Source organism: Serratia sp. Nf2 (genome assembly GCF_003028435.1).
GTDB classification, from domain to species: domain Bacteria; phylum Pseudomonadota; class Gammaproteobacteria; order Enterobacterales; family Enterobacteriaceae; genus Serratia; species Serratia marcescens_L.
Genome location: NZ_PYTW01000001.1, coordinates 658,643 through 682,379, shown reverse-complemented (window position 1 = coordinate 682,379; position 23,737 = coordinate 658,643). Strand labels below are relative to the sequence as shown.

Genomic DNA, 23,737 nt, shown 5'->3' with positions numbered 1-23,737 from the left:
GGTTACCGGTCCGTATGGCTGCGAATCGCCCAAAATTCCATGTCCAGGCCCGGGAATTCGCCGGCCAGGTGCAGGGCGAAGGCGCTGGATTTTTCCATCTGTTTCCACAGGTCGCCGCCTTTTTCCAGCTCGAAGTAGGTGTAGCCGGCGTGATAAGGGATCTGGCGCGGCGCGGCGGGCATGGTGCGCAAACCGATGCCCGGCAGCTGCAGCTGCACCAAATCGCGGATGCGCGTGACTGGGGCGATCTTCATCTGCGCCGGGAAATGGGTCAGCAACACCTCGGCGGCCACGTCGGCGCGCACCGCCAGCACGAAGCCGAAATCGCGCATCATTTTGGCGTCCTGCACGGTGGCGACGTTCAGCCCGTGGGAACGTTCGACCAGCGTCAGCTGAATGGCGTTGTCTTCCAGCACCACCGACAGCCCCTGACGCAGCAACAGCATCAGCTTGCCGAAGCACAGCGCCAGGTTGTCGTGGTCATACACCGGCAGGCGGCCTTCCGGGGTGCGCTGCGCCGAGAAGCTGGCGAGCTCTGTCGCGAACTGCAGCCAATCGGCGAACAGGCGCTCCGGGTGCAGATGGTCGAGATGGTAGGCGTGGCTCACCTGGCCGAGATGGCGGTTGATCAGCTGCAGCAGCATGAAATCGACCATTTCGGAACTGCCGCCGCGGCCCGGCTGCAGCAGACGCTGGCTCATCTGCTGGCTGCGCTGTTGCAGCAGGCCCTGCAGATCGTTGATGAAGGTTTTCAGTACCGGGTTGCCCTGGCAGTTCAGCATCGGCGGGATCTGCGCGGTATCGAGACGCAGGCTGTTGTCGCCGCGTTTTTCCAGCACGCGGGTCACGCCGAGCGCCGTCCATTCGGCGTTGAGTTCGCTCTCCAGCATCAGCCGCAGGCGCAGGCGGCCGAACTGCAGCGCCGCGCTGCCCACCGAGACGGCGTTGAGATCGTCGACTTCGTTCTCGTAAGCCAGATAGCGCGCCAGCGCCTCCGGGCTTTCCTGAAAGATCACGTCTTCACGCCCCGCGCGGTAGGTCGGCAGGGCCAGCACCACGTTTTCACCGGTCTTGTTTTCGGCGATGGTCAGCGGCGCGGGCGCCTGCTGGGCGCCGGAGAAGCGAAACGGCGTGCCGTCCGGCATGATGCCGCTGGCGGCGTTGAGCGCAATCTTGCCCTGGCGCAGCAGCGTTTGGTCAAGATCCAGGGTGAGGAACCCCCAGAAACAGCCGCTGTGGGCCTGGCCCCAGTTGCGCATATAGCCTTCGAGATAGTTTTCCGCCTGCTGGAAATGGTGAGGGCGCAAAAACATCCCCTCAGTCCAGACAACCTTATGAGCATCTTTCATCATCACACCTATAGTTACTTCGCTTCAGCGCAGCGGTAGGTCAATCGACCTTTTTTACGGGGCGCAGGCCACTCACGCCCGCGACGATATGCGCTTCCAGCTCATCCGGCGAGAATTGCCATACCTTGTAGAAATTGGTTTCGGTAGGTTCCGGCAGCGGCAGTGAAATGCGCCAGGTCTTGCCGTCCAGATTTTGATACTCGGCGATCACGCCGATGTAACGCGCGTCCAACGCGCTTTGCCCACCGAGCTTCTTGCCGGTCTGGCCCGGCGTCAGGAAGAACTGATCGCTGTCCAGCAGGCTGTTGCCGAGCACGCTTTTGGCGTCGTTTTGCAGACTGAAGAAGTCGGCATCCATGAATTCCGCATCCGAACGCAGCAGCAGCACGCGAATTTTTATCGGCGCCGGTTGTGCGCCGGCGGCGGCGTTGACCTGGCGATCGGCATCGAACACCAGGCTATAACGCGACGGCACGCTTTTGGCGGAAGACATGCAACCGCCGAGCGCCAGCGCGCCCAGCAGCAGAAACAACATCCCGCACCAGCGGGAAGCGATAGGGGTCGTCATCATGGGAATCTCGTCGCCCGCAGGCGTGCTGACTACTGGAGGATCCAGGTGGCTGAGCCGGCGTTTTTACACGCCTTGCTGTCGCCGCCGACTTTGACGCAGTCCTGTTTGGCGGCGCGCGCGCGGCGCGGCAGATCTTTGCGCAGCGTCGATTTGTAGCGCGCTTCCGGCACGCCGGCGTTGGCCTGGATATAACCCATCAGGTCGCCCCCGCGGATGGCGGAGATCGCCAGCCAGTTGTTTTCCACTTCGCCCAGCGCGTAGAACGCGGCGGCGTTGTCCAGGCTGCCGACGGCGGTGCCGGTATAATTCGGGCTGCTCATGATGCTGGCGGCATACAGACTGCGGTACTCCTCACCGATCGGCTTGAACTGTTTCGGCGCGCTTACCGCGGCGCGGTGCTGCAGCGTGACGCCGTTGACTTCACTGCTGACGAGGGCGTCGTTATTGAGTGCCGGCGGCGGCGGCGGCGGGGTGGAACAACCGGCAAGCGTCAGGGCGGTCAGTAGCGTCAGGGTAATCCGTGTTTTCACAATATCCTCTTTTCTTGTTTGAATGGCTGTGTAATAAGGCGCCGTCATCAGGGCGCAAGCAGCAACACTTTTAATTGGCTCGGCACGATGCGCATGCCGAGCGCGTTGGTGGAATTCTGCAGGCTGAGGCTGGTCAGCCGGGTGGCCGGGGTGCCTTTGAGCAGCACGGTAAAGGCGCCGGTCAGGTGGCGGGACGGCCCCATTACCGTCCCGGAAGCGACGCCGGTGGCCACGCCGGGGTTGTCACCGTTGGTCAGCGGCGTCACCGTCGCCATGTTGTGCGCCGGGGTGCCGACGAACAGAATGTTGAACGCGTTCGGGATGGCGGTCGGCGCCAGGGCGATATCCGGGTAGGGCACGGGCACCGGCGCCGGGCTTGGCGTCAGACAGACGTCGGGAAACGCCAGGTCCACGCCGATCATTTGGCTGTTGGCAAACATAAAAGGCCTCCGCAGGTTATCCGACGTGGATTTGTTCCGAATCCAGTTTGGTGATGTCTTTTGAGGTAATGAGCGTGTTGCGGGCATGAATGCGGGCGTAATCTTCCGCTTGATAATCCAGCTGCCCGGCGCGCACGTGCTCGGTTTGGCGCACTTTGCGGAACAGCGAATGGCTGATCTGGCTGACCGAATGCCACAGCGACTCGCAGCGTTTACCGACCAGGCGGCTGATGCTGACGAAGGCCGACAGCTCCTCGCCGCTGTATTTCATTTTGTCGACGTGGCAGTCGCCGCTGTTGGCCTGCAGCGTCATGGCGTCGCCGCTCAGTTTCAGCGCCTGCGCGCTGTGCAGCGACAGCGAACCGTTTGGCGTTTCAATTTGCAGATCGCCTGCGACGCAGAGCCGCGCCGCGCTTTGCGGTTCTGCGCGCTCGAGGACGGCGATCGCCCACAGCTGGTGGCCGCAGCCGGCGACCAGCACGCTATCGCCGAGGGCCGGCGTCAGCAGGCAGCTCGCCGCCCGGCGGCAATGCCAGCCGCGGCCTTCACATTCCACTACCAGGCTGCCGTCCGGCAACAGGTTGACGACCTGGCCGGCGGCCTGTTGGGGCGGTGCGATGTTGACGGCGCGAGTTGTGTTGGCAACGCTCATGGTGATCCCCTCGTGAAGTGGTCAATGCATTCAGATTCGGCTCTGGCGCTGTGCGCTCCAGGTTTCGGCGGCGTACAGCTCTTCGTCGCGCTCGAGGATCCCGTTGCGATCGCCCCAGCGCGTTTGCTGCTGGTGGGCACGATGCATGCGGGTGCGCATAAAGCGCGCGCGCCGGAAATCGGCGGCACCGATGTCGGCATAACAGAAATCGGCGTAGGTCAGGTCGCTGTCGCTGAAATCACAGCGTGCTGCACGGCTGCGCTGGAACACGCATTGATACAGGCGCGCCTGGCTGAAGTTGGCGGCGTCCAACGTCGCTTCGCTGAAGATCGCCTGATCGAACTGCCCGCCACGGCACTGCGCCTGAGTCAGGTTGGCCTCCAACCACAGCGACTGTTGCGCCTGCACGCCCGCCAGGTTGGCGCGCCGCAGCGAAGCGCCCTTGAAATTGCTCTGGCGCAGCGTCGCCTGGCTAAAATCGACGTCGTCCAATTGGTTATCGGTAAACTGGCAGGCGATCAGGCGCTGCCCGGCGTAACTTTTGCCTCGATGGTCACATTCGAAAAACGTGACACGGTCGAAATCTACCCCATCAAGCCCTGTCTCACAGAGGTTTAAGCGAAAGAACGTGACAAGGGATAACCGCGCCTGATTCAACGCAGCGCCGCTGAGCGGGCTTTCGTAGAAGGTGGTGCGATCGTGCTGAGTGGCGGAAAAGTTCGCGCCGGCCAATTGGCATGACATCCAGTGGCTTTGGTTGAGCGACAGCCGGCTGAAGTCGCTCTGTTCAAGCCGGCAGTCGTTGAACATCGTCAGTTCGATATGGCTCTCGTTGAAGTGGCCGCCCGACATGGCGCATTGATTGAAGGCCGTTTGCTTCAGGTTCGCCCGTGCAAATTGCGCATGCTCGAGCCGGCAATCGCTGAAGACGCTGTCGCGCAGATCGCAATCGGAGAAGTTCACGCCGTTCAGGTTCAGTTCGTTGAACATGCCACCGGCCAAATCCATACCGGCGAATGACAGGCCGTGCAAATCCTCACCGGCAATCAGCTCGCCGCGTTTCACGCGCTGGCGTATCTGCTCAGGTTTTGAGGTCATACTTCCTTCCCGTTGTGGCGAGGCAATGTTTTCACCCTGGCGGTATAGGCACCGTCGAGCCGGGTCGCCTGATCCACTTGGGATTGCGACAGGTCTGCCCGGAACAGATTGGCGCCCTGCAGGTCGGCGCCTGACAGCACGCATTTTTGCAGGATAGCCGCAATGAAACTGGTGTCGCGCAGGTTGGCGCGAGACAGATCGCTGCGGATGAACAGGCTGCCGCTGCCGTTGGCCTGACGGAAATCGGCCTCGTTCAGCCGGGTTTCAGACAGGTCGCAGTTGTCGAGGCGCGCACGGCTGAAATTAGCCCGCTGCAACGGCATCTGGCGCAAATTGCACTGGTTTAGCGTCGCGTCGCTGAAATCCGCCTGCGGCAACAGCGTCTTTGCCGCAAAGGCGCAGGCCGTGAGGCGTGCGGCGCGGAAGCTGAGGCCTTGCGTCTCGGTATCAACCCAGGCGCAGCTTTCCAGCCGCGCCCGATCGAAGTTCACCGCCTGCAGCCGGCATTTGACGAAGCTGACTTTGTCGAGCCGGGCGTGGCTGAATGTCAGTTGCTCCAACTGCAGCTCCATCAGCGTAATGTTGGCCAGCGTGGCGCGGCTGAAATCACACAGCCCGAGCAAGGTTTCGTATCCCAGCAAATCGCGTAATGACGCCATCGTGAAATCGCAGCGTTGAAACAACGTTTGCTGAATGTTGGTTTCGTGCAGCTGCGCGCCGCCGAAATTCGTCGCTACGCATTTCGCCAGGGCCAAAGAGGCGTGGCTCAGATCGGCCTGCTGCAAGACGGCGCCGCTGAGATCGGCGCGCGCCAACATCGCCTCGCGAAGATCGCAACCCACCAGTTGGGTTTGGCGCAGATTGGCGTTTTCCAGCAAAGCGCCGCGCAAGTTAGCCTGGCAGAGATCCATGCCGGACAGATCGGCGCCGGTGAGATCAAGACCGCTGAGATCCTTATCGCGCAGCATGGCGGCGGCGACGCGTTGGCGAATGATTTGCGCCAGATCGCCGCTTAAACGCAGTGCAGGGCTTTGCGTCTGTGCCGACATTAAATACATTTGGTGCAGCGCGCGCTCGCTTTCCCCCAGCTGTTTGTCGCTAAACGCGTCGGGATGCTGGCGCGCCTCCTGGAACAGCAGATCGCGCTGCTGCTGGTAGCTTTCCGCACCGGATGGCGGCACGTGATCCCCACCAGGGTTGAGCGGATCGATACCCTCGGCTTGCGTCAGCTTGAGCATGTCCTGATACTGCGCCTCGGCCTGGTTTTCCAGACGCTCGACGAATTCGGCGAGCTCGTCCAGCTTCGGCGGCGCTTCTTGCGACGGCAGCGGGAACAGTTCATCGATGTCTTGACCTTCACGCAGCAGACGCAGGCGATGCTCTTCGCGTTGCTGGTGTTCGTAGGTTGCGATATTTTCCGCCATCGGGCTTTGCTGCGTCGGCGTTTCCGTATCCAGCCAGGCGCCGATGCACGCTTCCGGCAGTAACTCTTGTTCACGAAAAGCGTGTAAAGCCCCCCGTTCTTTATCCAGCCGCTGGGCCAACACCTGCCGATAATGCGCGATGGAGCGGGGCTCGCCATCGGTTTCCAGGGCCGGCATCAGCTGCATCACGTCGGCGGCATCGTCCTCATTGATGCGCGCGCTACCCTGATAGATCAACAGCATTTGTTCCCGATGCGGGAAGAACCAGACGGTGGTATGGCGCATCGCAATCTCTTCGAAATGCGTTTCGCCGCCGCGCAGTCGGTTGATGAAGCAGCGCGCGCGCCACGGCGGCAAATGCCCTTGCTGTACCGGTTCTGAAGGGTGCATGTTCCAAATCCGATAGGCAGCCCGGGGCGGCAAGCTGTCGCGTTGAGGAAACTGCTGATCGCTGTCCGCCATGTTGAACAGGCGCCAGTCGATATCGTTGGCGAAGCCGGGAAAGCCGTTTTTCAACCAGTCGGCGTCGTAGTTTTTACCGATGCGGGAGAAGCGGCGTGGCCAGGTGATATCCAACGCGTCAAAGCTTGCCGGTTGCGCGCTTTGCCGAGGAGACGCGAGGCGCCCCTGCAGCGGTTCAACATTGGGTAGGCGATGGATACGGCCTTGCGGAAATGTTTCTGGAGTGGCGCCGATGCCGTGCGGATTATCGGCGAACTGGGTGCCGCCGTAAGCCCGGCGCCAGTCCAGACGCATTTCTGCAAAAGGGAGGGGAGTGGAGGGACGATCGTTGATCCAGTGGCGATCGCCGAAAACCACCAGCGTTTTTTCCAGAGAATCCAGCTGGATCTTCACGGCGCAAGCGGTTTTGTCTTGTTGATGGTGGGTGTAGGCGTTGCCGGTAGCGAGAAACTCCGCGCAGGCTTTCGGGATAGCCAGATCGAGCACGCCGCCGCTCAACGCGAGTTCGTCGGCGGCTAACTGCCACAGCTCCGGTTCGGGACGCAGGCGCGGGGAGGCCCCCATGTCGGCCAAGGCCAAAACGGAAACGCCCAGATAGTTTTGCCCTTGCCAAGAGAAGGGGCGATGAAGCGCGCTGAGGCGCAGAGGTTTTACGACTTTCATTGTGTGTGTAAAGCTTCCTGTGGATATCAGCTGGCAGCCAGGCTGCTTGCTCAAAAACAATCCGTTTTTCGGTTTAATAGATATCAGGCTATGTCACAACAGATGAAGAAAACGATGCGGCGTTAAGCGCCGATCGCTAATGCGGGGAGAGCCCCGCTTCGAAATGGATGATCAAGAGGACAGTGCGCTGTCCTTCCCGTTTATTCCGCGAACCAACAGCACGGCGGCCACGGACAACGCCGCGGCGATCGCCTTGGCGGTAAATTGGCCGACGCTCTCCAGATGATAGGGCGCAAAAAAACCGACGCCGGCGGTGGCCAGAATCAACAGCGCGGCGAGCGCTGCAAAACAGGGCAGCTCTATCGCCAGCGCCAGTCTGCCGGTGGGCGCCGCACCCAGGTAACCCATCAAAAAACCGGGCAAAATCAGGAAACCGATCAGTTCTGCGGGGGCATTCACCGCAGACATCACCTGCTGGTTGTATTTCAGCAGCGCCAGCATCAGCGCGACAAAGATCAGCAACCGTACAGGCAACGCGGCCGCTCGGCTTGCCGACAAAAAGGTTTTGCCGATCGCGGCGAGCAATACGCAGCCAACCAGGATGCCAAAGAAGGTAAACAGGATTTGCCCCCAGAGGCTGTCCTGCGTCGAAAAGGCAATGAACGCGCCCATCGTGACACTTCCTTATGCAAGGTGATTTAGCGAACTGATGAACGGTAAGCCGTTTGCGGAACGTTGAAATCGGATCGCGTGGTTGAAGGGATCGTTTTCGCTCAAAGTCGCGAAAGCTCTTCGATCACCGCTTTTTTTGGGTTCTTCGGGTCGTACTTTATCGCGATGAAATGGCCCGGCTGATAACGCGGCAAATCCACGACGCTGATCGGGCCTTTCGCCACCGCCGTATGGTTTTTTCCGTCTTGGGCGATGTACTTGACTTCGACTTCGCAGACCGGCCGATTCCCATCCCACAGGTTGGTCTGGCGAATGCTGACGATTTGCCCTGAGGCGGAAATACCGTTCTCCATCACGCTGAGGGACGAACCGATATGTTTGAAATAGCCCCAGATATCGACCGTGATAAATTTGAAAAAGCCCACCAGGCTGAGGATGGGAGCCAATAAAATCAAACCGATAACGGTGAAAACATTTTTGGCCTTCGACATGGGAGTCCCTTTACAAGAAGATCGCCAGCGCCTTGGTGCTCAACCGTAAGGCGCCGTTGGTGACCAGCGCGCCAAGCTGAGTGAACGTCATGGGATCATTACTGAGCTTGAAATTGGTTTTGCTGATCGACAGCGGGTTGTGCGAGATATCCAGCATCGTGTGTTTCAGGCTGGTTGCCGTCAACGAAAGATTGGATCCGTAGAAGGCAAAGTTGGCCCCGGTCGCGACCCATTTCCAACCGTGGCAGTTATCTTTCCAGCTCGGTGTTTGCACCGAGACGCCGTCCGCGCTGGTGATATCGATGGTTTTCGCCTTGATGGTCAGCGTGCCGGTTATTGTCGTGTTCTGGTTGTTGTTGTAGGTTTCGGTGACATCCCCGGTCACGGTGGCCGTCTGACCGCCCGCTTCAATCGTCAGAATTTGCCCGCCGGCGGTGATGGTGGTGTGCTGGCCTCCGGAGGTGATGTTGACCGTCTGCCCCTGCTTGATGGTGCTGGTCTGTTGCCCTTCGGTAATGTCGAGGGTCTGGTTGCCTTTCACCGTGACATGCTGGGTTTGCGTAATGTTTTGCGTCTGCGCGCCGTCAAGCTTGAAGGTCTGATTGCCGGTGATGTCGATTTTATCGCCGCCGTCGATAATCGTCAGGTCGCGGCCGCCTTTGATGTTCACCGTCTGGTGAGCGTTCAGGTTGGCGGTTTCAAGCCCATTGACGGTAGTCGTGCGTTTCGCTTTGTACAGGAACGTGGCGTCGCCGGTGACGGTGTCGTCCTGCTGGCGCCCGATGGTGGTGGTGCGACTGCCGTCAATATTGACGTTCTTGTCGTTCTCCACCGTCATGTTCATGTTGCGTTCGGCATGCATGTCGAACGATTCGTTGCCGGGCGAGTCTTCCAGGAACAGAAAGCTGGCGTTGTCGGCACCGCCGCCTTTACTGCGGCTCATAAAGCCCATTTTAGTGGCGTCGCCGGGCAGATCCCACGGCGGCATGCTGTCTTCGTTGTAAACGCGGCCGGTGATGATAGGGCGATCCGGATCGCCGTTGATAAAGTCGACCACCACTTCCTCACCCACGCGCGGGATCTGGATCCCGCCGTATTTCCAGCCGGCCCAGGCGCTGGAGACGCGCACCCAGCAGGAGCTGGTTTCATTGCCGCTGCCGTGGCGATCCCAACGGAATTTGAGTTTCACCCGGCCATATTTATCGGTCCAGATGCTTTCCCCTTCCGGTCCTACCACTTCGGCAGTTTGCGGGCCATGGGTTTTCGGCCAGGGCGTGGTGCGCGCCGGGCGCCAATTGATGTCCGCCGGAACGACCTGAAATTCGGTTCGCTGCTCGCCAACATCGTTATCGTTGCTGGCGTAGCTGTTTTCCTGCATGAAGTAATGCGCGCTGACCACCAGGTAGGTGCGGTTGTCTTCCATACGCGGCGCCTGGGTCAGTTGAAAACGGTAGCCGGGTGCAATGCCCTGCGAATTGCCTTCGCCGCTCATCTGCTCGTGCTGCGCTTCGAACTCCTGCTGGCGAACCTTGACGTAAAACTGGCCGTGGGCGTGATCGGTATAACGGCCGGGCCAGTCGAACACCTCGGCTTTGTCCTGCGCGAACGAGGCGGGATTTTGCCGGGCCTCCAACAACCGCGCGCGCGGCTTGCGAAAATCGTAGTCATCCAGGCTATAGAGGCTGGGCGTGATGGCGTCAGAAACGCTCCAGCTGTTGATGCTGTCTTTGTTTTCCACCAGGCCGCCTTCCGCGAGCTGATAGGGAATGCTGGCGTAGCCGGCGAGTTCCTGATGTGCCGACGGCGCGTCAGCCAGCACCAGCGTATGGCCGTCTTGTTGGTGCGTGAAATAGTAATAGATGCCTTCGTGTTCCATCAGGCGACTAATGAAATCGAAATCGCTCTCCTGGTACTGCACGCAGTACCCCCAGATACGGTAGTCGTAACTCAGGCGGTTATCGATTTTCACCTGATACTGCCCCAGCACCTGAGTCAGGATGTCGGGAACGGTCTTTTCCTGGTAGATGCGAAAATCGCGGTTTTGCGTTAGATACCACAGCGTGGGGCGCAGCACGGCGCGGTAGATATAGTAACGGTTGCCGCCGGCTTCTCGTCCTGAGAGGGTCATGCGCGTGATATTGCCGTTGAGATAACGCGGTGCCAGCGGATTGCCCCGCAGCTCCAGCGTGATTTTTTGTCCCAGCAGCGCTTTCAGATCGAGCCGATTGTCAGGACTGAGCAGTTCGACGTCGAATTCGAACAATCCGGCCAGTTTTTCCTCGCCGGAAAGGCTTCTGAACAACAGCTGATGGGAGGGCAAAGGTGTGTGCGCAATGATAAGACGATCCATACTATTCCCCGCTTTAGGCATAGCTACCGCACGAGAATTGACGCGCGATCCCGATGGCGTATCTGTCACGAATGGAGACAGGAACTGACGAAAGATTTAACAAAGTTTACACAAAGGCACGATTTGTGCAGTCTACAATAGAGCTCTGCATTTGCAAAATAGCCTTGTGGATCAATGCTCAATTCGTTAACTTGCTCACGATCTTGTTTTTTATCACCTAAAACATATAGATACGGGTAGATCGTTTTTTATCTCAAATTATTGGAAAATTGGTAATACCAAAAAATAAATATGTAACACTTAAGTCAACGTGTTTATAAAACAACTCTTTTTTTACGTAAAAAAAGTCACTGACTGTTTTTTATCCTTACCATTTGCCAGTTAAAGATGATCAAATATATAAATTTGGCGAATGTTAATTCGGATGATTCCTATTTGGTGGGCGTCCCAGCGCCCACCGACGGGCCCGGGAACAGGCGTTTGAACGGTTGAAAATGCAGCGTATGCCGTCGTTAACGTGAGGAGGCGGCGAAGGGGAGTTGGCCTATCAGCTCACAGAGCCAGATTAACGCCGGGTCGCGTTGCGCCTGCCGGCCGGCGATCAGCTCAATGGGGAAAGGCGCGATGGCCAACTCGTCAGGCAGCGGGAGAATGCGTACGCGTTGCGGATCGGAAAAATGCCGGGCCGCGCTGGCGGCCAGGGTGGCGATCAGATCGCTGTCGGCGACCACGGCCGGCAGAGCGGCAATATGTGAAAAGGTCACGGCGACGCGCCGTTGACCGCCGATTTCCGCCAGGCGTCGGTCGACCAACCCTCGGGCAGAGCCGTCGTCTGCCGGTGCGTACAGCCCATGCGGCAGGCTGAGGTAGCGTGCCAGATCCCAGCGGCCATCCGCCAACTGTGGGTGTGAACGGCTGGCGATACACACCAGATGTTCTTCAAACAACGTGCGCACATAGTGGCTTTCCGCTCCGGAAAGGTGTCCTCCCAGCGCGATATCCACCTCGCCGCGATCCAGTTGCCGGTAAATATTGTGGCGATCCAGGCGCGAAACGCGAATATCGATGCCGGGTGCTGCCTGACGTAACCGACGGATGATAGCGGGCAGCAGCAGGATATCGGCATAGTCGCCGGCTGCCAGCGTAAAACGCCGCTGCCCGGCGGTGGCCGGGTCGAAACGGGCAGGGGGCGCCAACGCCAGATGGATCTGTTCAAGCACCTGCTGTATTTGCGGCATAAGCTGATGGGCGCGCGGCGTAGGCGCCATGCCGCCGCCGCTGCGAACAAACAGCGGATCGTTCAGCAGCGTGCGCAGCCGTGCCAAGGCATTGCTGACGGAGGGCTGGGCGCGGTTAAGACGCCGGCCTGCGGCGGTGACGTTGCGCGTCTGATATAGCGCCTCGAACACCACCAGCAAGTTGAGATCGACGTTGGCTAAATTCATTTTATGAATACTCTATATACAGATAATCCATTTCCGGAATCATACTGCGTTCTTTAGGCTGGTAGCATACGAATTTAGCCTTCAATCAGGGGAAATGATGAACAAAGTCTTGATCACCGGCATTGAGCCGTTCGATGGCGATGCGGTGAATCCTTCCTGGCAGATTGCGCAGGCGTTGGCCGGTGAGCGTATCGCCAGCGCGGAGATCGCGGTGCTCGAGCTACCTTGCGTGTTGGGCGAGGCCAATCAGCAATTGATCGCGGCGATTGAGGCGCTGCAGCCGCTGGCGGTGATTTGTCTGGGCCTGGCCGGCGGCCGGGCCGAGATATCGTTGGAACGGGTGGCCATCAATTTGATCGATGCCCGCATTCCCGACAATGCCGGTAAACAGCCGGTCGACATACCGGTGGTGGCCGGCGGGCCGGTGGGGTATTTCAGCACGTTGCCGGTCAAGGCCGCAGTGCAGCAGCTGCGCCGACAGGGGATCCCGGCGGCGGTCTCTTATACGGCAGGTACCTATAACTGCAACCATATTTTTTACGGTCTGCGGCACTATCTCGAGACGCAGCACGCGAGGGTCAGGGGCGGATTCGTGCATATTCCGTACAGCCATGCACTGGCGGCAGCGCATCCGGGCAAGCCGAGTATGGCGCTGGCGACGATGGTGGAAGCGGTGCGCACTATTGTGCAGGTGACGCTGACGGTCGAGGAAGATGTGCGATTCGGCGACGGTGCCGTACATTAACAGCAGGGCGTGGTACGCCACGCCCTGCTACGGGTTATTCATCGGCGACGCGGATCACCAGTTTGCCGAAGTTTTTGCCCTGCAGCAGGCCGATAAACGCCTGCGGCGCCTGCTCCAGTCCGTCGACGATGTCCTCGCGGAACTTGATTTTCCCCTGTTCGACCCAGATGCTCATTTGTTGCAGGAACTCATCAAAGCGTGAGCCGTAGTCGTCGAAGATGATAAAGCCCTGCATACGGATGCGTTTGCGCAGGATCAGCCCTTCCAGCAGCGGCAAGCGGTCCGGCCCCGCAGGTAACCCGGTGGCATTGTAATGGGCGATGATGCCGCATACCGGAATGCGGGCTTTGGCGTTCAACAGCGGCAGTACGGCGTCGAACACCGCCCCACCGACGTTTTCGTAATAGATGTCGATGCCTTTAGGGCAGGCGGACGCCAGCTGTTCGGCAAAGTCAGGGGCGCGGTGATCGATACAGGCGTCGAAACCCAACTCTTCCACCACATAGCGGCATTTTTCCGCCCCGCCGGCAACGCCGACGACGCGGCAGCCTTTCAGCTTCCCGATTTGGCCGACCACTGAACCGACTGCACCGCTGGCGGCAGCCACCACCAGCGTTTCACCCGCCTGCGGTTGACCGATATCGAGCAGCCCCATGTAAGCGGTAAACCCCGGCATGCCCAGCACGCCCAGCAGGCGGGAAGGATGCGGCAGGTGCGGGCCGAGGTTGCGCAGGCCGCTACCGTCGGACAGGGCATAATCTTGCCAGCCGTCATAACCCAACACCCAATCGCCGACGTTGAAGTCGGGATGCTGTGAGACCGCGACGCGCGATACCGTGCCGCCCACCATCACCTGACCGATCTCGACCGGCGGCGCGTAGGAAGGGGCATCGCTCATGCGCCCGCGCATATAAGGATCCAGCGACAGATAAACGGTACGCAGCACCAGCTGCCCGGCGCCGGGCTGTGGCACGGGGACAGTGTCGAGACGGAAGTTCGCCGCCGTCGGTTCACCGTGCGGACGCGAAGCCAGCAGGAAGCGGCGGTTCTGTTGAGAAGGGGACATCGAAAGCTCCTTTGCGTTGCGACAAACAAGATTCGTTAAGCCTAGTTCAGGGGCGGCAAGGCAACGTTACCGAATGTGCTTAGCCTTAGAGCGGAACGATCAGCACGTCGATATGGCTGATATTGATAAAGCGGGCGGCGGAACAGGAGACCTTATTCATCATGCCGTCACGATGATTGCCGCACAGCAGGAGGTCGAACGGCTGACGGCGGCTGGCGTATTCCAGGCTGTCACCCAGCTCGCCGTGCACGATCAACGTATTGGCGATCGGGTAACCGGCGCGTTGACGCAGTTCTTCCATAAACAACCGGGTTTCCTCCTCCATCAACGAGCGTAAATCGCCCAGCATCGGCCCGGCGAAATTATTGTACATTTCCGGGTTGGCGAGGGTGCTTAACAAGGTGATGCTGCCGCCGTAAGGGCGAACGATGGAGACGGCCTTTTCCACCAGGCGGTGGCTGTCAGGGGCAACGGCGACGGTGACCAGAACGTTTTGATACCCCATATCCTACTCCTTGTTGTATCCATCGTGTTTCAGGCTGCCGCATCGGCGGCCTTGGTGGAAGTACTGCGTCGGATAAAGGGTAGAACCTGGCGAGGGTAATAAATGTGTTTCGCATCACGCGCGGCAATAAAAGCCGAATTTGCCCCGGTTATATAGCAATAAAAGATAAAACCGTTGCCGCACGTAATTTCACTGAATTAAAGCACCTGCGCCCACAGCGTTTTCGGCACCTTGCCCAGATCGAACAGTTTACCGGCCACCAACTCGGCGCGACGGTGGTCGGCGGCACGGTACATATTGCTCATTTCCGTATCGTTTTCAATGGAGTAGTTCAGTTTGTCGTACACCTTCTCCAGGCTGTCCAAAGAGGAGCATTTACGGAATGTCAGCAGATATTCGAGCGTATCAGTCATGATTAAAATATAGCCTGTTAATAGTTAAAGCCGGGTGAATAACACATCGGCGGCTCACGGCGGCGCCGTCGAGGCAGCGATGTACGACCTGACAAAAATCATTTCAAGTAGATAAATTGCACTGGGTAATGATGTCGCGCCGCCCGTGGCGGCGCTTTGATAAATCATAATATGCCCGTGCGCCGTCAGCAATCTCATCCTGCTGATAAATGAAGAAATAGGGAAAGTCTCAGAGCGAGGCTGCACGGGATGGCGGCAGAAGCACCGCGGTTCCTGCTGCGCGCAAGTTCGCGCCGTCGTTTTGCGGCGTTTTCTTCACCTGCCCTAAGAGGCGCAACGGCATTACGCGGTGTTTGTTGCCGCCGCTTGCGTTGAAAAGCCGTTTTTCTCGATGGAGAAATATGAAGAGTAAAACAAAACTGCGTTTTATTTTATCGCGATGAAGGGAGGGGAATGGGGGGCTGGTTAATAATTTATTCACCTGGGGAATAATTATAACGGCAACAGAAAAAGAAATAAAAAGCATTAAAGTTTTATGAATTTCTGCCGATATGGCGTTTTGGGGGAATTTAACTCAGAAAAAATATTCTTGCATCGTGCTAATACGGAAACATATCGTTACGTCTGTTAGCTTGTTCACTACGCCTACGAATCATTGATAAGCCTTAATCACCTGATGTTGAAAATTAGAACAGCCTCAGGCTGAGGGCTTAAGTCAAATCCGATAGCTAATAACCTCATAGTTTACATTGGTTATTTTTCAGCTTGGATATTTTTCAGTAACTCAAATGGTTATTTATACTGAGTTTGTTGCCTATATGCAGATTTTTGTTCTGTTATTTTGGTTTGGTGATGCTTTTGTTCGAATTGATCTAAAAAAGATAATTTTTTGGCGCATAAACATTGTTTTTAAGACGTTTTTTTACCTATGGTTATTTTATGAGCAAAATGACGGTCAATAAGTGAGCGTATTTGGGTGTATTTGGCTTAATTATTTTTTATTTTTGTGATCTATGTCACATTGTATTTAAAATTGCCTCTCACTTACATTGTGTGTGCTAATGGTTCGGGGGTAGAGTTGCGCTGCTTTAGGAATAATCTTATTAAATTTGTAAAAATAGTTTCATGGTGACTAAACACTATCGAAGCAGAATGCTGTACATCCATACACGTTGGTTTACGCTCGTAGCAAATACTGAACAGTGGTCGAATTTAGCGATTGTCGAAAATTATAGCAGTCGTTTTTGAGCGATTAATTTGCCAACTTTGGGAAACAACCCAAGTCACGGGCGATAAAATTTATCACCCAGCGTATGTTTTTAAACATAGTCTGTCGGGATGGGGAATATGGGTACGTCTGAATTACTTAAGCATATTTATGACATCAATCTGTCATATTTACTTTTAGCACAGCGTTTGATTAACGATGAAAAAGCGTCCGCGATGTTCCGCCTTGGTATTGATGAAACCATGGCCGATGCGCTGGCACAGCTGACTTTGCCGCAAATGGTTAAGCTGGCCGAGACCAACCAGCTGGTTTGCCACTTCCGCTTTAACGAAAGCCAGACCATCGAACGCCTGACCAAAGAGTCGCGCGTCGACGATCTGCAACAAATCCATACCGGCATTTTGCTATCAAGCCATTTACTGCAAGAGCTATCGAGTAAAGACGCTAGCCCGACGAAGAAAAGAGCCTGATGATGGTTGAGAAAAGTATCGTTCAAGAAGCCAAGGACATTCAGCTCGCCATGGAGCTGATTTCGCTGGGAGCCCGATTGCAGATGCTGGAGAGCGAAACTCAGCTCAGCCGTGGGCGCTTGATTAAACTTTACAAGGAGTTACGCGGCAGCCCGCCGCCAAAAGGAATGTTACCGTTCTCAACCGACTGGTTTATGACCTGGGAACAAAATATTCACTCGTCGATGTTTTACAACGCCTACCTGTTTCTGATGAAAAGCGGGCAGTGCAGCGGGGTGGAGGCCGTGATCAAAGCCTATCGCCTCTATCTCGAGCAGTGTCCGCAGCAGGCCGGCGAGGCGCCGTTGCTGGCGCTGACCCGTGCCTGGACGCTGGTGCGCTTCGTCGATAGCGGCATGTTGCAGCTCTCTGCCTGCAGCTGCTGTGGCGGCGCATTTATCACTCATGCGCATCAGCCGCTGAATGGTTTCATCTGCAGTTTATGCCAACCCCCATCCCGCGCCGTAAAAAGACGTAAACTTTCGCCGCAACTGGCCGATATTATTCCTCAACTGCTGGACGAGCAGGTCAAACGCGCCATTTGAGCCGCCACATTGCCGGCTCTCGGCAATGAATACCGACGTGTGATACGCAGGGGCGGCATGCCGCCCCCAGACATGCAGCCTGGTCTGTCGCGCCAGGGCGCGTTTGCCCCACCTTCCATCCACATTGTTAATTTAAGGAATGCGTGTGCTAGTTATTTTGGGTTATCTCGTGGTATTGGGTGCGGTGTTTGGCGGCTACCTGATCGTGGGCGGTCATCTCGGTGCGTTGTATCAGCCGGCGGAATTTCTGATTATCGGCGGGGCGGGGGTCGGGGCCTTCATCGTCGGCAACAACGGCAAGGCGATCAAAGCCACGCTGCGCGCGCTGCCGCGGCTGATGCGCCGTTCCAAATACAACAAAGATCTGTATATGGATCTGATGGCGCTGTTGTTCCGCCTGCTGGCCAAATCGCGCCAGCAGGGCATGCTGTCGCTCGAATTCGATATTGATAATCCGCAAGAAAGTGAAATTTTCTCTAATTATCCGCGCATCCTTGCCGATAACACCCTGGTGGAGTTCATTACCGACTATTTACGGCTGATGGTGAGCGGCAATATGAATGCGTTCGAGATCGAAGCGCTGATGGACGAAGAGATCGAAACCTACGAGCAGGAAAGTGAAGTGCCCGCCGGCAGCCTGGCGATGGTAGGCGACTCCTTGCCTGCGTTCGGTATCGTCGCGGCGGTGATGGGGGTGGTGCACGCCCTGGCTTCGGCCGATCGGCCGGCTGCGGAACTGGGCGCGCTGATCGCTAACGCCATGGTCGGTACTTTCCTCGGTATTCTCCTGGCCTACGGCTTCATCTCGCCGCTGGCCACGTTGCTGCGCCAGAAGAGCGCCGAAAACGTCAAGATGATGCAGTGCATCAAGGTCACGCTGCTGTCGAGCCTGAACGGTTACGCGCCGCAGATCGCGGTCGAGTTTGGCCGTAAAACGCTGTATACCACCGAACGTCCTTCTTTCGTTGAGCTGGAAGAACACGTGCGCCGCGTGAAAGCGCCGGCGCAGCAGGCGACGGAAGAAGAAGAAGCATGAAACAGAATCATCCGGTCGTTCTGGTCAGAAAGCGCAAGTCGCATCATGCCGCCCATCACGGCGGCTCCTGGAAGATCGCTTATGCCGACTTTATGACGGCGATGATGGCGTTCTTCCTGGTGATGTGGCTGCTGGCGATCGCCAGCCCGCAGGAGCTGACGCAAATCGCCGAATATTTCCGCACGCCGCTCAAGGTCGCTCTGACCAGCGGCGACAAGAGCAGTTCCGAAAGCAGCCCGATCCCGGGCGGCGGCGACGATCCTACTCAGCAGCACGGCCTGGTGAGAAAGCAGGTCGATTCGCCGGACAAGCGCGCCGAAGAGCTGCGCCTGAACAAGCTGCGCGAAAAGCTGGATGAGTTGATTGAGTCCGATCCGCGCCTGAAGGCGCTGCGCCCGCATCTGCTGATCAACATGATGGACGAGGGGTTGCGCATTCAGATTATCGATAGCCAAAACCGGCCGATGTTCAAAACCGGCAGCGCGCAAGTCGAGAGCTATATGCGCGATATTCTGCGGGCGATAGCGCCGATCCTCAACGATTTGCCGAACAAGATCAGCCTGTCCGGCCACACCGATGATATCCCTTACGCCACCGGCGAGCGCGGCTACAGCAACTGGGAACTGTCGGCCGATCGCGCCAACGCCTCCCGACGCGAGCTGATCGCCGGCGGCCTGGCGGAAGGCAAGGTGTTGCGGGTGGTGGGCATGGCGGCCACCATGAGCCTGAAACAGCACGGCGCCGATGACGCGATTAACCGTCGCATCACCGTGCTGGTGCTGAATAAGCAAACGCAAGAAGGCATCGAACATGAAAATGCCGAAAGCAACGCGATGGATATCGCCCAGCCGGACAGCCTGAAACAGCTGGCGCCGTCGGCGACTGCGCCGGCCAGCCAAACGCCGGAACCCCAGGCGGTAACGCCGACCGAACAAGCTATGCCGCCGGCGACGGATCCCGTCTCCCAATCGCAGGCATCCCCGGCGATAGCCCCGACCGGCCAAGCGCCGGAGCAACCGGCGGCCGCACCCGCACCGACTAACCGCGACTCACAGCCAGAGGTGACCCCGTGAGCATGGACATTAGCGATTTTTATCAGACCTTCTTTGATGAGGCGGACGAGTTGCTGGCCGACATGGAGCAACACCTGCTGGAGCTGGATCCGCTGGCCCCCGATATCGAGCCGTTGAACGCCATCTTCCGTGCGGCGCACTCGATCAAGGGCGGTGCGGCGACCTTTGGCTTTTCGGTGCTGCAGGAAACCACCCACCTGCTGGAGAACCTGCTGGACGGTGCAAGACGCCAGGAAATGAGCCTGAGCACCGAGATTATCAACCTGTTTCTGGAAACCAAAGACATTATGCAGGAGCAACTGGACGCCTATAAAACCTCGCAACAGCCTGACGCCGAAAGCTTTGAATACATTTGCCAGGCGCTGCGCCAGCTGGCGTTGGAGGCGCAACAGCAGCAGGAGGCGCCTGCGGCTCAACCGGCCGTTCAGCTGCCTGTCGAGAAGCCGGCTGCTGCGCCGGCGGCGATCGAAGGCGGCATGCGCATCAGCCTGAACGGGCTGAAAGCCAGTGAAATCCCCTTGATGTTGGAAGAGCTGGGCAACCTGGGCGAGGTTAAAGATCCTCATCAGACGGAACACAGTCTGGACGTGACGTTGCTCACCTCCGCCAGCGAAGACGACATCAGCGCCGTTTTGTGCTTCGTGCTGGAACCGGAACAAATCAGCTTCTCGACGCCGACGCAAAGCGAACCGGCCATTGCAGAAGCGAGCTTACCGGCAGCGGTCGCCGCGCCGGAGCCAGCGTCGGCCACGAACGCCGCGCCGCCTGCCGCCAAACCGGCCGCCGCAGCGGGGGAAGCGCCAAAAGCGCGCGCCAAGGCGAGCGAGTCCACCAGCATTCGTGTGGCGGTGGAAAAAGTGGATCAGCTGATCAACCTGGTGGGCGAGCTGGTGATCACCCAGTCGATGCTGGCGCAGCGCTCCGGCACGCTCGATCCGGTGAACCACGGCGATCTGCTGAACAGCATGAGCCAGCTGGAGCGTAACGCGCGCGATCTGCAGGAATCGGTGATGTCGATCCGCATGATGCCGATGGAATACGTCTTCAGCCGCTATCCGCGTCTGGTGCGCGATCTGGCCGGCAAGCTGAACAAACAGGTGGAGCTGACGCTGCAAGGCAGCTCGACCGAACTGGACAAGAGCCTGATCGAACGCATTATCGATCCGTTGACGCACCTGGTGCGCAACAGCCTCGATCACGGTATCGAAGAGCCGGCCACCCGCATCGCCGCCGGCAAGTCGGCGGTGGGCAATCTGGTGCTGTCGGCCGAACACCAGGGCGGCAACATCTGTATTGAAGTCATCGACGACGGCGCCGGTCTGAACCGCGAAAAAATTCTCGCCAAGGCCGCATCGCAAGGGCTGGCGGTGAGCGAGAGCATGAGCGACGAAGAGGTCGGCATGCTGATCTTCGCGCCGGGCTTCTCCACCGCCGAGCAGGTGACCGACGTTTCCGGCCGCGGCGTCGGCATGGACGTGGTGAAACGGAATATTCAGGAGATGGGCGGCCACGTCGAGATCCGTTCGCAGGCCGGTAAAGGCACCACCATCCGCATCCTGCTGCCGCTGACGCTGGCGATCCTCGACGGCATGTCGGTCAAGGTGAACGACGAAGTCTTTATCCTGCCGCTGAACGCGGTGATGGAATCGCTGCAGCCGCAGGCGGAAGATCTGCATCCGTTGGCCGGGGGCGAACGCGTGCTGCAGGTACGCGGCGAATACCTGCCGCTGGTGGAGCTGTATCGGGTATTTGAAGTGGACGGCGCCAAAACCGACGCCACGCAGGGCATCGTCGTTATCCTGCAAAGCGCCGGCCGCCGCTATGCGTTGCTGGTGGATCAGCTGATTGGCCAGCATCAGGTGGTGGTGAAGAATCTGGAAAGCAACTACCGCAAAGTGCCGGGCATCTCCGCCGCGACCATTTTGGGCGACGGCAGCGTGGCCTTGATCGTCGATGTCTCGGCGTTGCAAACCTTGAACCGTGAAAAGCGTCTGACGGACGCCGCCGCATAATAATGAGTTTATTGATTTAAAAGGTGAATGATATGGCAGGATTGGCAGCCGTCAGCAAATTGGCTGGCGAAACGGTAGGGCAAGAGTTTCTGATTTTTACCCTGGGCAACGAGGAGTACGGCATCGATATCCTCAAGGTGCAGGAAATTCGCGGCTACGATCAGGTGACCCGCATCGCCAACACGCCGGCGTTCATCAAGGGTGTTACCAACCTGCGCGGCGTGATTGTCCCGATCATCGATCTGCGGGTGAAATTCTCGCAGCAAAGCGTGTCTTACGATGAAAACACCGTGGTGATCGTGCTGAACTTTGGCCAGCGCGTGGTGGGCATCGTGGTCGATGGCGTTTCGGACGTGTTGTCGCTGACTGCCGAGCAGATCCGCCCGGCGCCGGAGTTCGCGGTGACGCTGGCGACCGAATACCTCACCGGTCTCGGTTCGCTGGGCGAGCGCATGCTGATCCTGGTGGATATCGAAAAGCTGCTGAGCAGCGAAGAGATGTCGCTGGTCGACAGCGTGGCGAAAAGCGTCTGATTCATGACCCCAGGGGGCAGGGCGCTGCCCCCTTCATCCATCACTCTTCCTGACCTGTTGCGACGCCGCAGGCCGCGCCCGGAACCCCCACTAAAAATAGTTACTTTCCCGCATAAAGTTTTGCCGCACGGCGCCGATAACTCTCACATTCAACGTCATCAGAGCCTGTCTGCGCGGGCTTCAACAAGGGAAATCATGTTAAATCGTATGAAGGTGGTCACCAGCCTGTTGCTGGTGTTGGTGTTGTTTGGCGCCTTGCAGTTGATTTCGGGCGGACTCTTTTTCTCCTCGCTCAAGAATGATAAAGAGAACTTTGCCGTACTGCAGACGATTCGTCAGCAGCAGTCTGAACTGAACGAAAGCTGGGTCAACCTGCTGCAGACTCGTAATACCCTGAACCGAGCGGGTATTCGTTACATGATGGATACCAACAAAATCGGCAGCGGTGCCAGCGTCACCGATCTGTTGACTTCGGCGAAGAGCATGCTGACGGTTGCGGAACAGCATTACGCCGCCTATGAAAAAATTCCTCTCGATCCGCGTCAGGACGCGCAGTCCGCGGAAAAGCTCAAGCAACAGTATGACATCTTGCACGGTGCTTTGACCGAACTGATTCAGCTGTTGGGCGAAGGCAAAATCAATGCTTTCTTCGATCAACCGACACAAAGCTATCAGGACGGCTTCGAGCAGATCTACAACACCTACCTGGCACAAAACGACAAGCTGTACCAAGGCGCGGTAGAAGACAGCAACAAGTCGTTCTCCTCGGCCATTTGGACGCTGGTGATCGTGTTGCTGGTCGTGTTGGCCGTGATCGTGCTCGTTTGGACCGGCATCCATCATATCCTGGTGCGTCCGCTGAACCGCATGATTGACCACATCAAACAGATCGCCGCCGGCGACCTGACTCAGCAGATCGTCGTCACCAGCCGCAACGAAATGGGCGTGCTGGCGGCCAGCCTGAAACACATGCAAAGCGAACTGATCGAAACCGTCAGCGGCGTGCGTCAGGGCGCGGACGCCATCTACAGCGGCGCGTCGGAAATCGCCGCGGGCAACAACGATCTCTCCTCCCGCACCGAGCAGCAGGCCGCTTCGCTGGAAGAGACCGCCGCCAGCATGGAGCAACTGACCGCCACGGTAAAACAGAACGCCGAAAACGCCCGTCAGGCTTCACAGCTGGCGCTGAGCGCCTCCGAAACCGCGCAGAAAGGCGGCAAAGTCGTGGCCAACGTGGTGCAGACCATGCACGACATCGCCGGCAGCTCGCAGAAAATCGCCGATATCACCGGCGTGATCGACGGCATCGCCTTCCAGACCAACATCCTGGCGTTGAACGCCGCGGTGGAAGCGGCGCGTGCCGGCGAGCAGGGCCGCGGCTTCGCGGTGGTGGCCGGTGAAGTGCGCAACCTGGCGCAGCGCAGCGCACAGGCGGCCAAAGAGATCAAAGGCTTGATCGAAGACTCGGTCAGCCGCGTCGATATGGGTTCCGTATTGGTCGAGAGCGCCGGCGAAACCATGGGCGACATCGTCAATGCCGTTACCCGCGTGACCGACATCATGGGCGAAATCGCCTCGGCTTCTGACGAACAGAGCCGCGGTATCGATCAGGTTGGCCAGGCGGTAGCGGAAATGGACCGCGTGACCCAGCAGAACGCCTCGTTGGTGGAAGAATCCGCCTCGGCGGCGGCGGCGCTGGAAGAACAGGCCAGCATGCTGACCCAGTCGGTGGCGGTATTCCGCCTGAGGCCGGAAGGCCAGGAAGAGTTTAAAGCGCCTGTCACCAGCAAGGCGACGGTAACACCGGTAATCAATCATAAGAAAATGAACGCCAGCGATCTGCAGGATAACTGGGAAACGTTCTGACCGGTATCGGGCCTCTCTCGCAGAGGCCCTTTTCCCTACGTAGGCCGGTCGCCGGCCGG

Annotated in this window: 23 protein-coding genes; 8 read left to right on the top strand and 15 right to left on the bottom strand. The window is 58.1% G+C overall.

The window, feature by feature from the left end:
* Window positions 1-2: 2 nt before the first annotated feature.
* The 11 genes from tssK to C9411_RS03200 all read right to left on the bottom strand — a co-directional run bounded on the left by tssK (window position 3) and on the right by C9411_RS03200 (window position 12,147).
* Window positions 3-1,349: a type VI secretion system baseplate subunit TssK gene (gene tssK, locus C9411_RS03250; protein WP_048322102.1), complete on the bottom strand. Its 1,347-nt coding sequence runs from the start codon at window positions 1,347-1,349 to the stop codon at window positions 3-5.
* A gap of 40 nt (window positions 1,350-1,389) precedes the next feature.
* The gene (tssJ, locus tag C9411_RS03245; RefSeq protein WP_049206024.1) at window positions 1,390-1,920 is read right to left on the bottom strand and encodes a type VI secretion system lipoprotein TssJ; all 531 of its coding nucleotides are present in this window, start codon (window positions 1,918-1,920) and stop codon (window positions 1,390-1,392) included.
* Window positions 1,921-1,949: 29 nt separating this feature from the next.
* Entirely contained in the window at window positions 1,950-2,450 is a 501-nt protein-coding gene (gene tagV, locus C9411_RS03240; RefSeq protein WP_063990282.1) for a type VI secretion system accessory protein TagV, read from the bottom strand.
* Between the two features lie 47 nt (window positions 2,451-2,497).
* Window positions 2,498-2,890 carry a DUF4150 domain-containing protein gene (locus tag C9411_RS03235; protein ID WP_004934933.1) on the bottom strand — a complete coding sequence of 131 codons (393 nt, stop codon included), beginning with the start codon at window positions 2,888-2,890 and terminating at the stop codon, window positions 2,498-2,500.
* 16 nt (window positions 2,891-2,906) lie between these two features.
* A complete protein-coding gene (locus C9411_RS03230) occupies window positions 2,907-3,542 on the bottom strand; it encodes a DUF3540 domain-containing protein (RefSeq protein ID WP_063990281.1) in 636 nt (211 codons plus the stop codon).
* A 30-nt stretch (window positions 3,543-3,572) separates the two neighbouring features.
* Entirely contained in the window at window positions 3,573-4,640 is a 1,068-nt protein-coding gene (locus tag C9411_RS03225; RefSeq protein WP_107226389.1) for a pentapeptide repeat-containing protein, read from the bottom strand.
* Window positions 4,637-7,189 (bottom strand): DUF2169 domain-containing protein, encoded by a 2,553-nt coding sequence (locus C9411_RS03220; protein ID WP_107226388.1) that lies wholly within the window; start codon window positions 7,187-7,189, stop codon window positions 4,637-4,639. Before C9411_RS03220 ends, C9411_RS03225 begins: the two co-directional genes overlap by 4 nt.
* A 171-nt stretch (window positions 7,190-7,360) precedes the next feature.
* On the bottom strand, window positions 7,361-7,861 hold the full coding sequence (locus C9411_RS03215) for a hypothetical protein (protein ID WP_107226387.1): 501 nt from the start codon (window positions 7,859-7,861) through the stop codon (window positions 7,361-7,363).
* A gap of 101 nt (window positions 7,862-7,962) precedes the next feature.
* Window positions 7,963-8,352: a DUF3592 domain-containing protein gene (locus tag C9411_RS03210; RefSeq protein ID WP_004934914.1), complete on the bottom strand. Its 390-nt coding sequence runs from the start codon at window positions 8,350-8,352 to the stop codon at window positions 7,963-7,965.
* 10 nt (window positions 8,353-8,362) lie between these two features.
* Window positions 8,363-10,702: a type VI secretion system Vgr family protein gene (locus tag C9411_RS03205; protein ID WP_107226386.1), complete on the bottom strand. Its 2,340-nt coding sequence runs from the start codon at window positions 10,700-10,702 to the stop codon at window positions 8,363-8,365.
* Between the two features lie 512 nt (window positions 10,703-11,214).
* The gene (locus tag C9411_RS03200; protein ID WP_107226385.1) at window positions 11,215-12,147 is read right to left on the bottom strand and encodes a LysR family transcriptional regulator; all 933 of its coding nucleotides are present in this window, start codon (window positions 12,145-12,147) and stop codon (window positions 11,215-11,217) included.
* Between the two features lie 97 nt (window positions 12,148-12,244).
* Here C9411_RS03200 and pcp point away from each other — a divergent pair, with 97 nt between their 5' ends.
* Window positions 12,245-12,892: a pyroglutamyl-peptidase I gene (gene pcp, locus C9411_RS03195; protein ID WP_063990366.1), complete on the top strand. Its 648-nt coding sequence runs from the start codon at window positions 12,245-12,247 to the stop codon at window positions 12,890-12,892.
* 34 nt (window positions 12,893-12,926) lie between these two features.
* Here pcp and C9411_RS03190 read toward each other — a convergent pair whose 3' ends face one another.
* From C9411_RS03190 to C9411_RS25475, 4 genes are all read right to left on the bottom strand, one after another.
* Window positions 12,927-13,958, bottom strand: a complete 1,032-nt coding sequence (locus C9411_RS03190; protein WP_107226384.1) for an NADP-dependent oxidoreductase — start codon at window positions 13,956-13,958, stop codon at window positions 12,927-12,929.
* 85 nt (window positions 13,959-14,043) lie between these two features.
* Window positions 14,044-14,463: a universal stress protein UspC gene (gene uspC / locus C9411_RS03185; RefSeq protein ID WP_063990274.1), complete on the bottom strand. Its 420-nt coding sequence runs from the start codon at window positions 14,461-14,463 to the stop codon at window positions 14,044-14,046.
* A 197-nt stretch (window positions 14,464-14,660) separates the two neighbouring features.
* Window positions 14,661-14,876: a transcription modulator YdgT gene (gene ydgT / locus C9411_RS03180; RefSeq protein ID WP_004934895.1), complete on the bottom strand. Its 216-nt coding sequence runs from the start codon at window positions 14,874-14,876 to the stop codon at window positions 14,661-14,663.
* A gap of 229 nt (window positions 14,877-15,105) precedes the next feature.
* Window positions 15,106-15,402, bottom strand: coding sequence for a hypothetical protein (locus tag C9411_RS25475; protein WP_146158850.1), 297 nt, complete (start codon window positions 15,400-15,402; stop codon window positions 15,106-15,108).
* A gap of 821 nt (window positions 15,403-16,223) precedes the next feature.
* On the opposite strand from C9411_RS25475, the gene flhD reads away from it, so the two are divergent.
* The 7 genes from flhD (at window position 16,224) to tsr (ending at window position 23,678) form a co-directional block, all read left to right on the top strand.
* Window positions 16,224-16,574 carry a flagellar transcriptional regulator FlhD gene (gene flhD / locus C9411_RS03175; protein WP_004934891.1) on the top strand — a complete coding sequence of 117 codons (351 nt, stop codon included), beginning with the start codon at window positions 16,224-16,226 and terminating at the stop codon, window positions 16,572-16,574.
* Window positions 16,574-17,158: a flagellar transcriptional regulator FlhC gene (flhC, locus tag C9411_RS03170; RefSeq protein WP_016927281.1), complete on the top strand. Its 585-nt coding sequence runs from the start codon at window positions 16,574-16,576 to the stop codon at window positions 17,156-17,158. The genes flhD and flhC overlap by 1 nt, the downstream gene beginning before the upstream one ends.
* Window positions 17,159-17,303: 145 nt before the next feature.
* A complete protein-coding gene (gene motA, locus C9411_RS03165) occupies window positions 17,304-18,194 on the top strand; it encodes a flagellar motor stator protein MotA (RefSeq protein ID WP_015378266.1) in 891 nt (296 codons plus the stop codon).
* Window positions 18,191-19,267, top strand: a complete 1,077-nt coding sequence (gene motB, locus C9411_RS03160; protein WP_107226383.1) for a flagellar motor protein MotB — start codon at window positions 18,191-18,193, stop codon at window positions 19,265-19,267. Before motA ends, motB begins: the two co-directional genes overlap by 4 nt.
* Complete coding sequence (gene cheA, locus C9411_RS03155; RefSeq protein WP_063990272.1) at window positions 19,264-21,279, top strand: chemotaxis protein CheA; 2,016 nt, start codon at window positions 19,264-19,266, stop codon at window positions 21,277-21,279. Before motB ends, cheA begins: the two co-directional genes overlap by 4 nt.
* Window positions 21,280-21,311: 32 nt before the next feature.
* Entirely contained in the window at window positions 21,312-21,812 is a 501-nt protein-coding gene (gene cheW / locus C9411_RS03150; RefSeq protein WP_025303271.1) for a chemotaxis protein CheW, read from the top strand.
* Between the two features lie 195 nt (window positions 21,813-22,007).
* Window positions 22,008-23,678: a methyl-accepting chemotaxis protein gene (gene tsr, locus C9411_RS03145; RefSeq protein ID WP_063990271.1), complete on the top strand. Its 1,671-nt coding sequence runs from the start codon at window positions 22,008-22,010 to the stop codon at window positions 23,676-23,678.
* The last annotated feature ends 59 nt before the right edge of the window (window positions 23,679-23,737 follow it).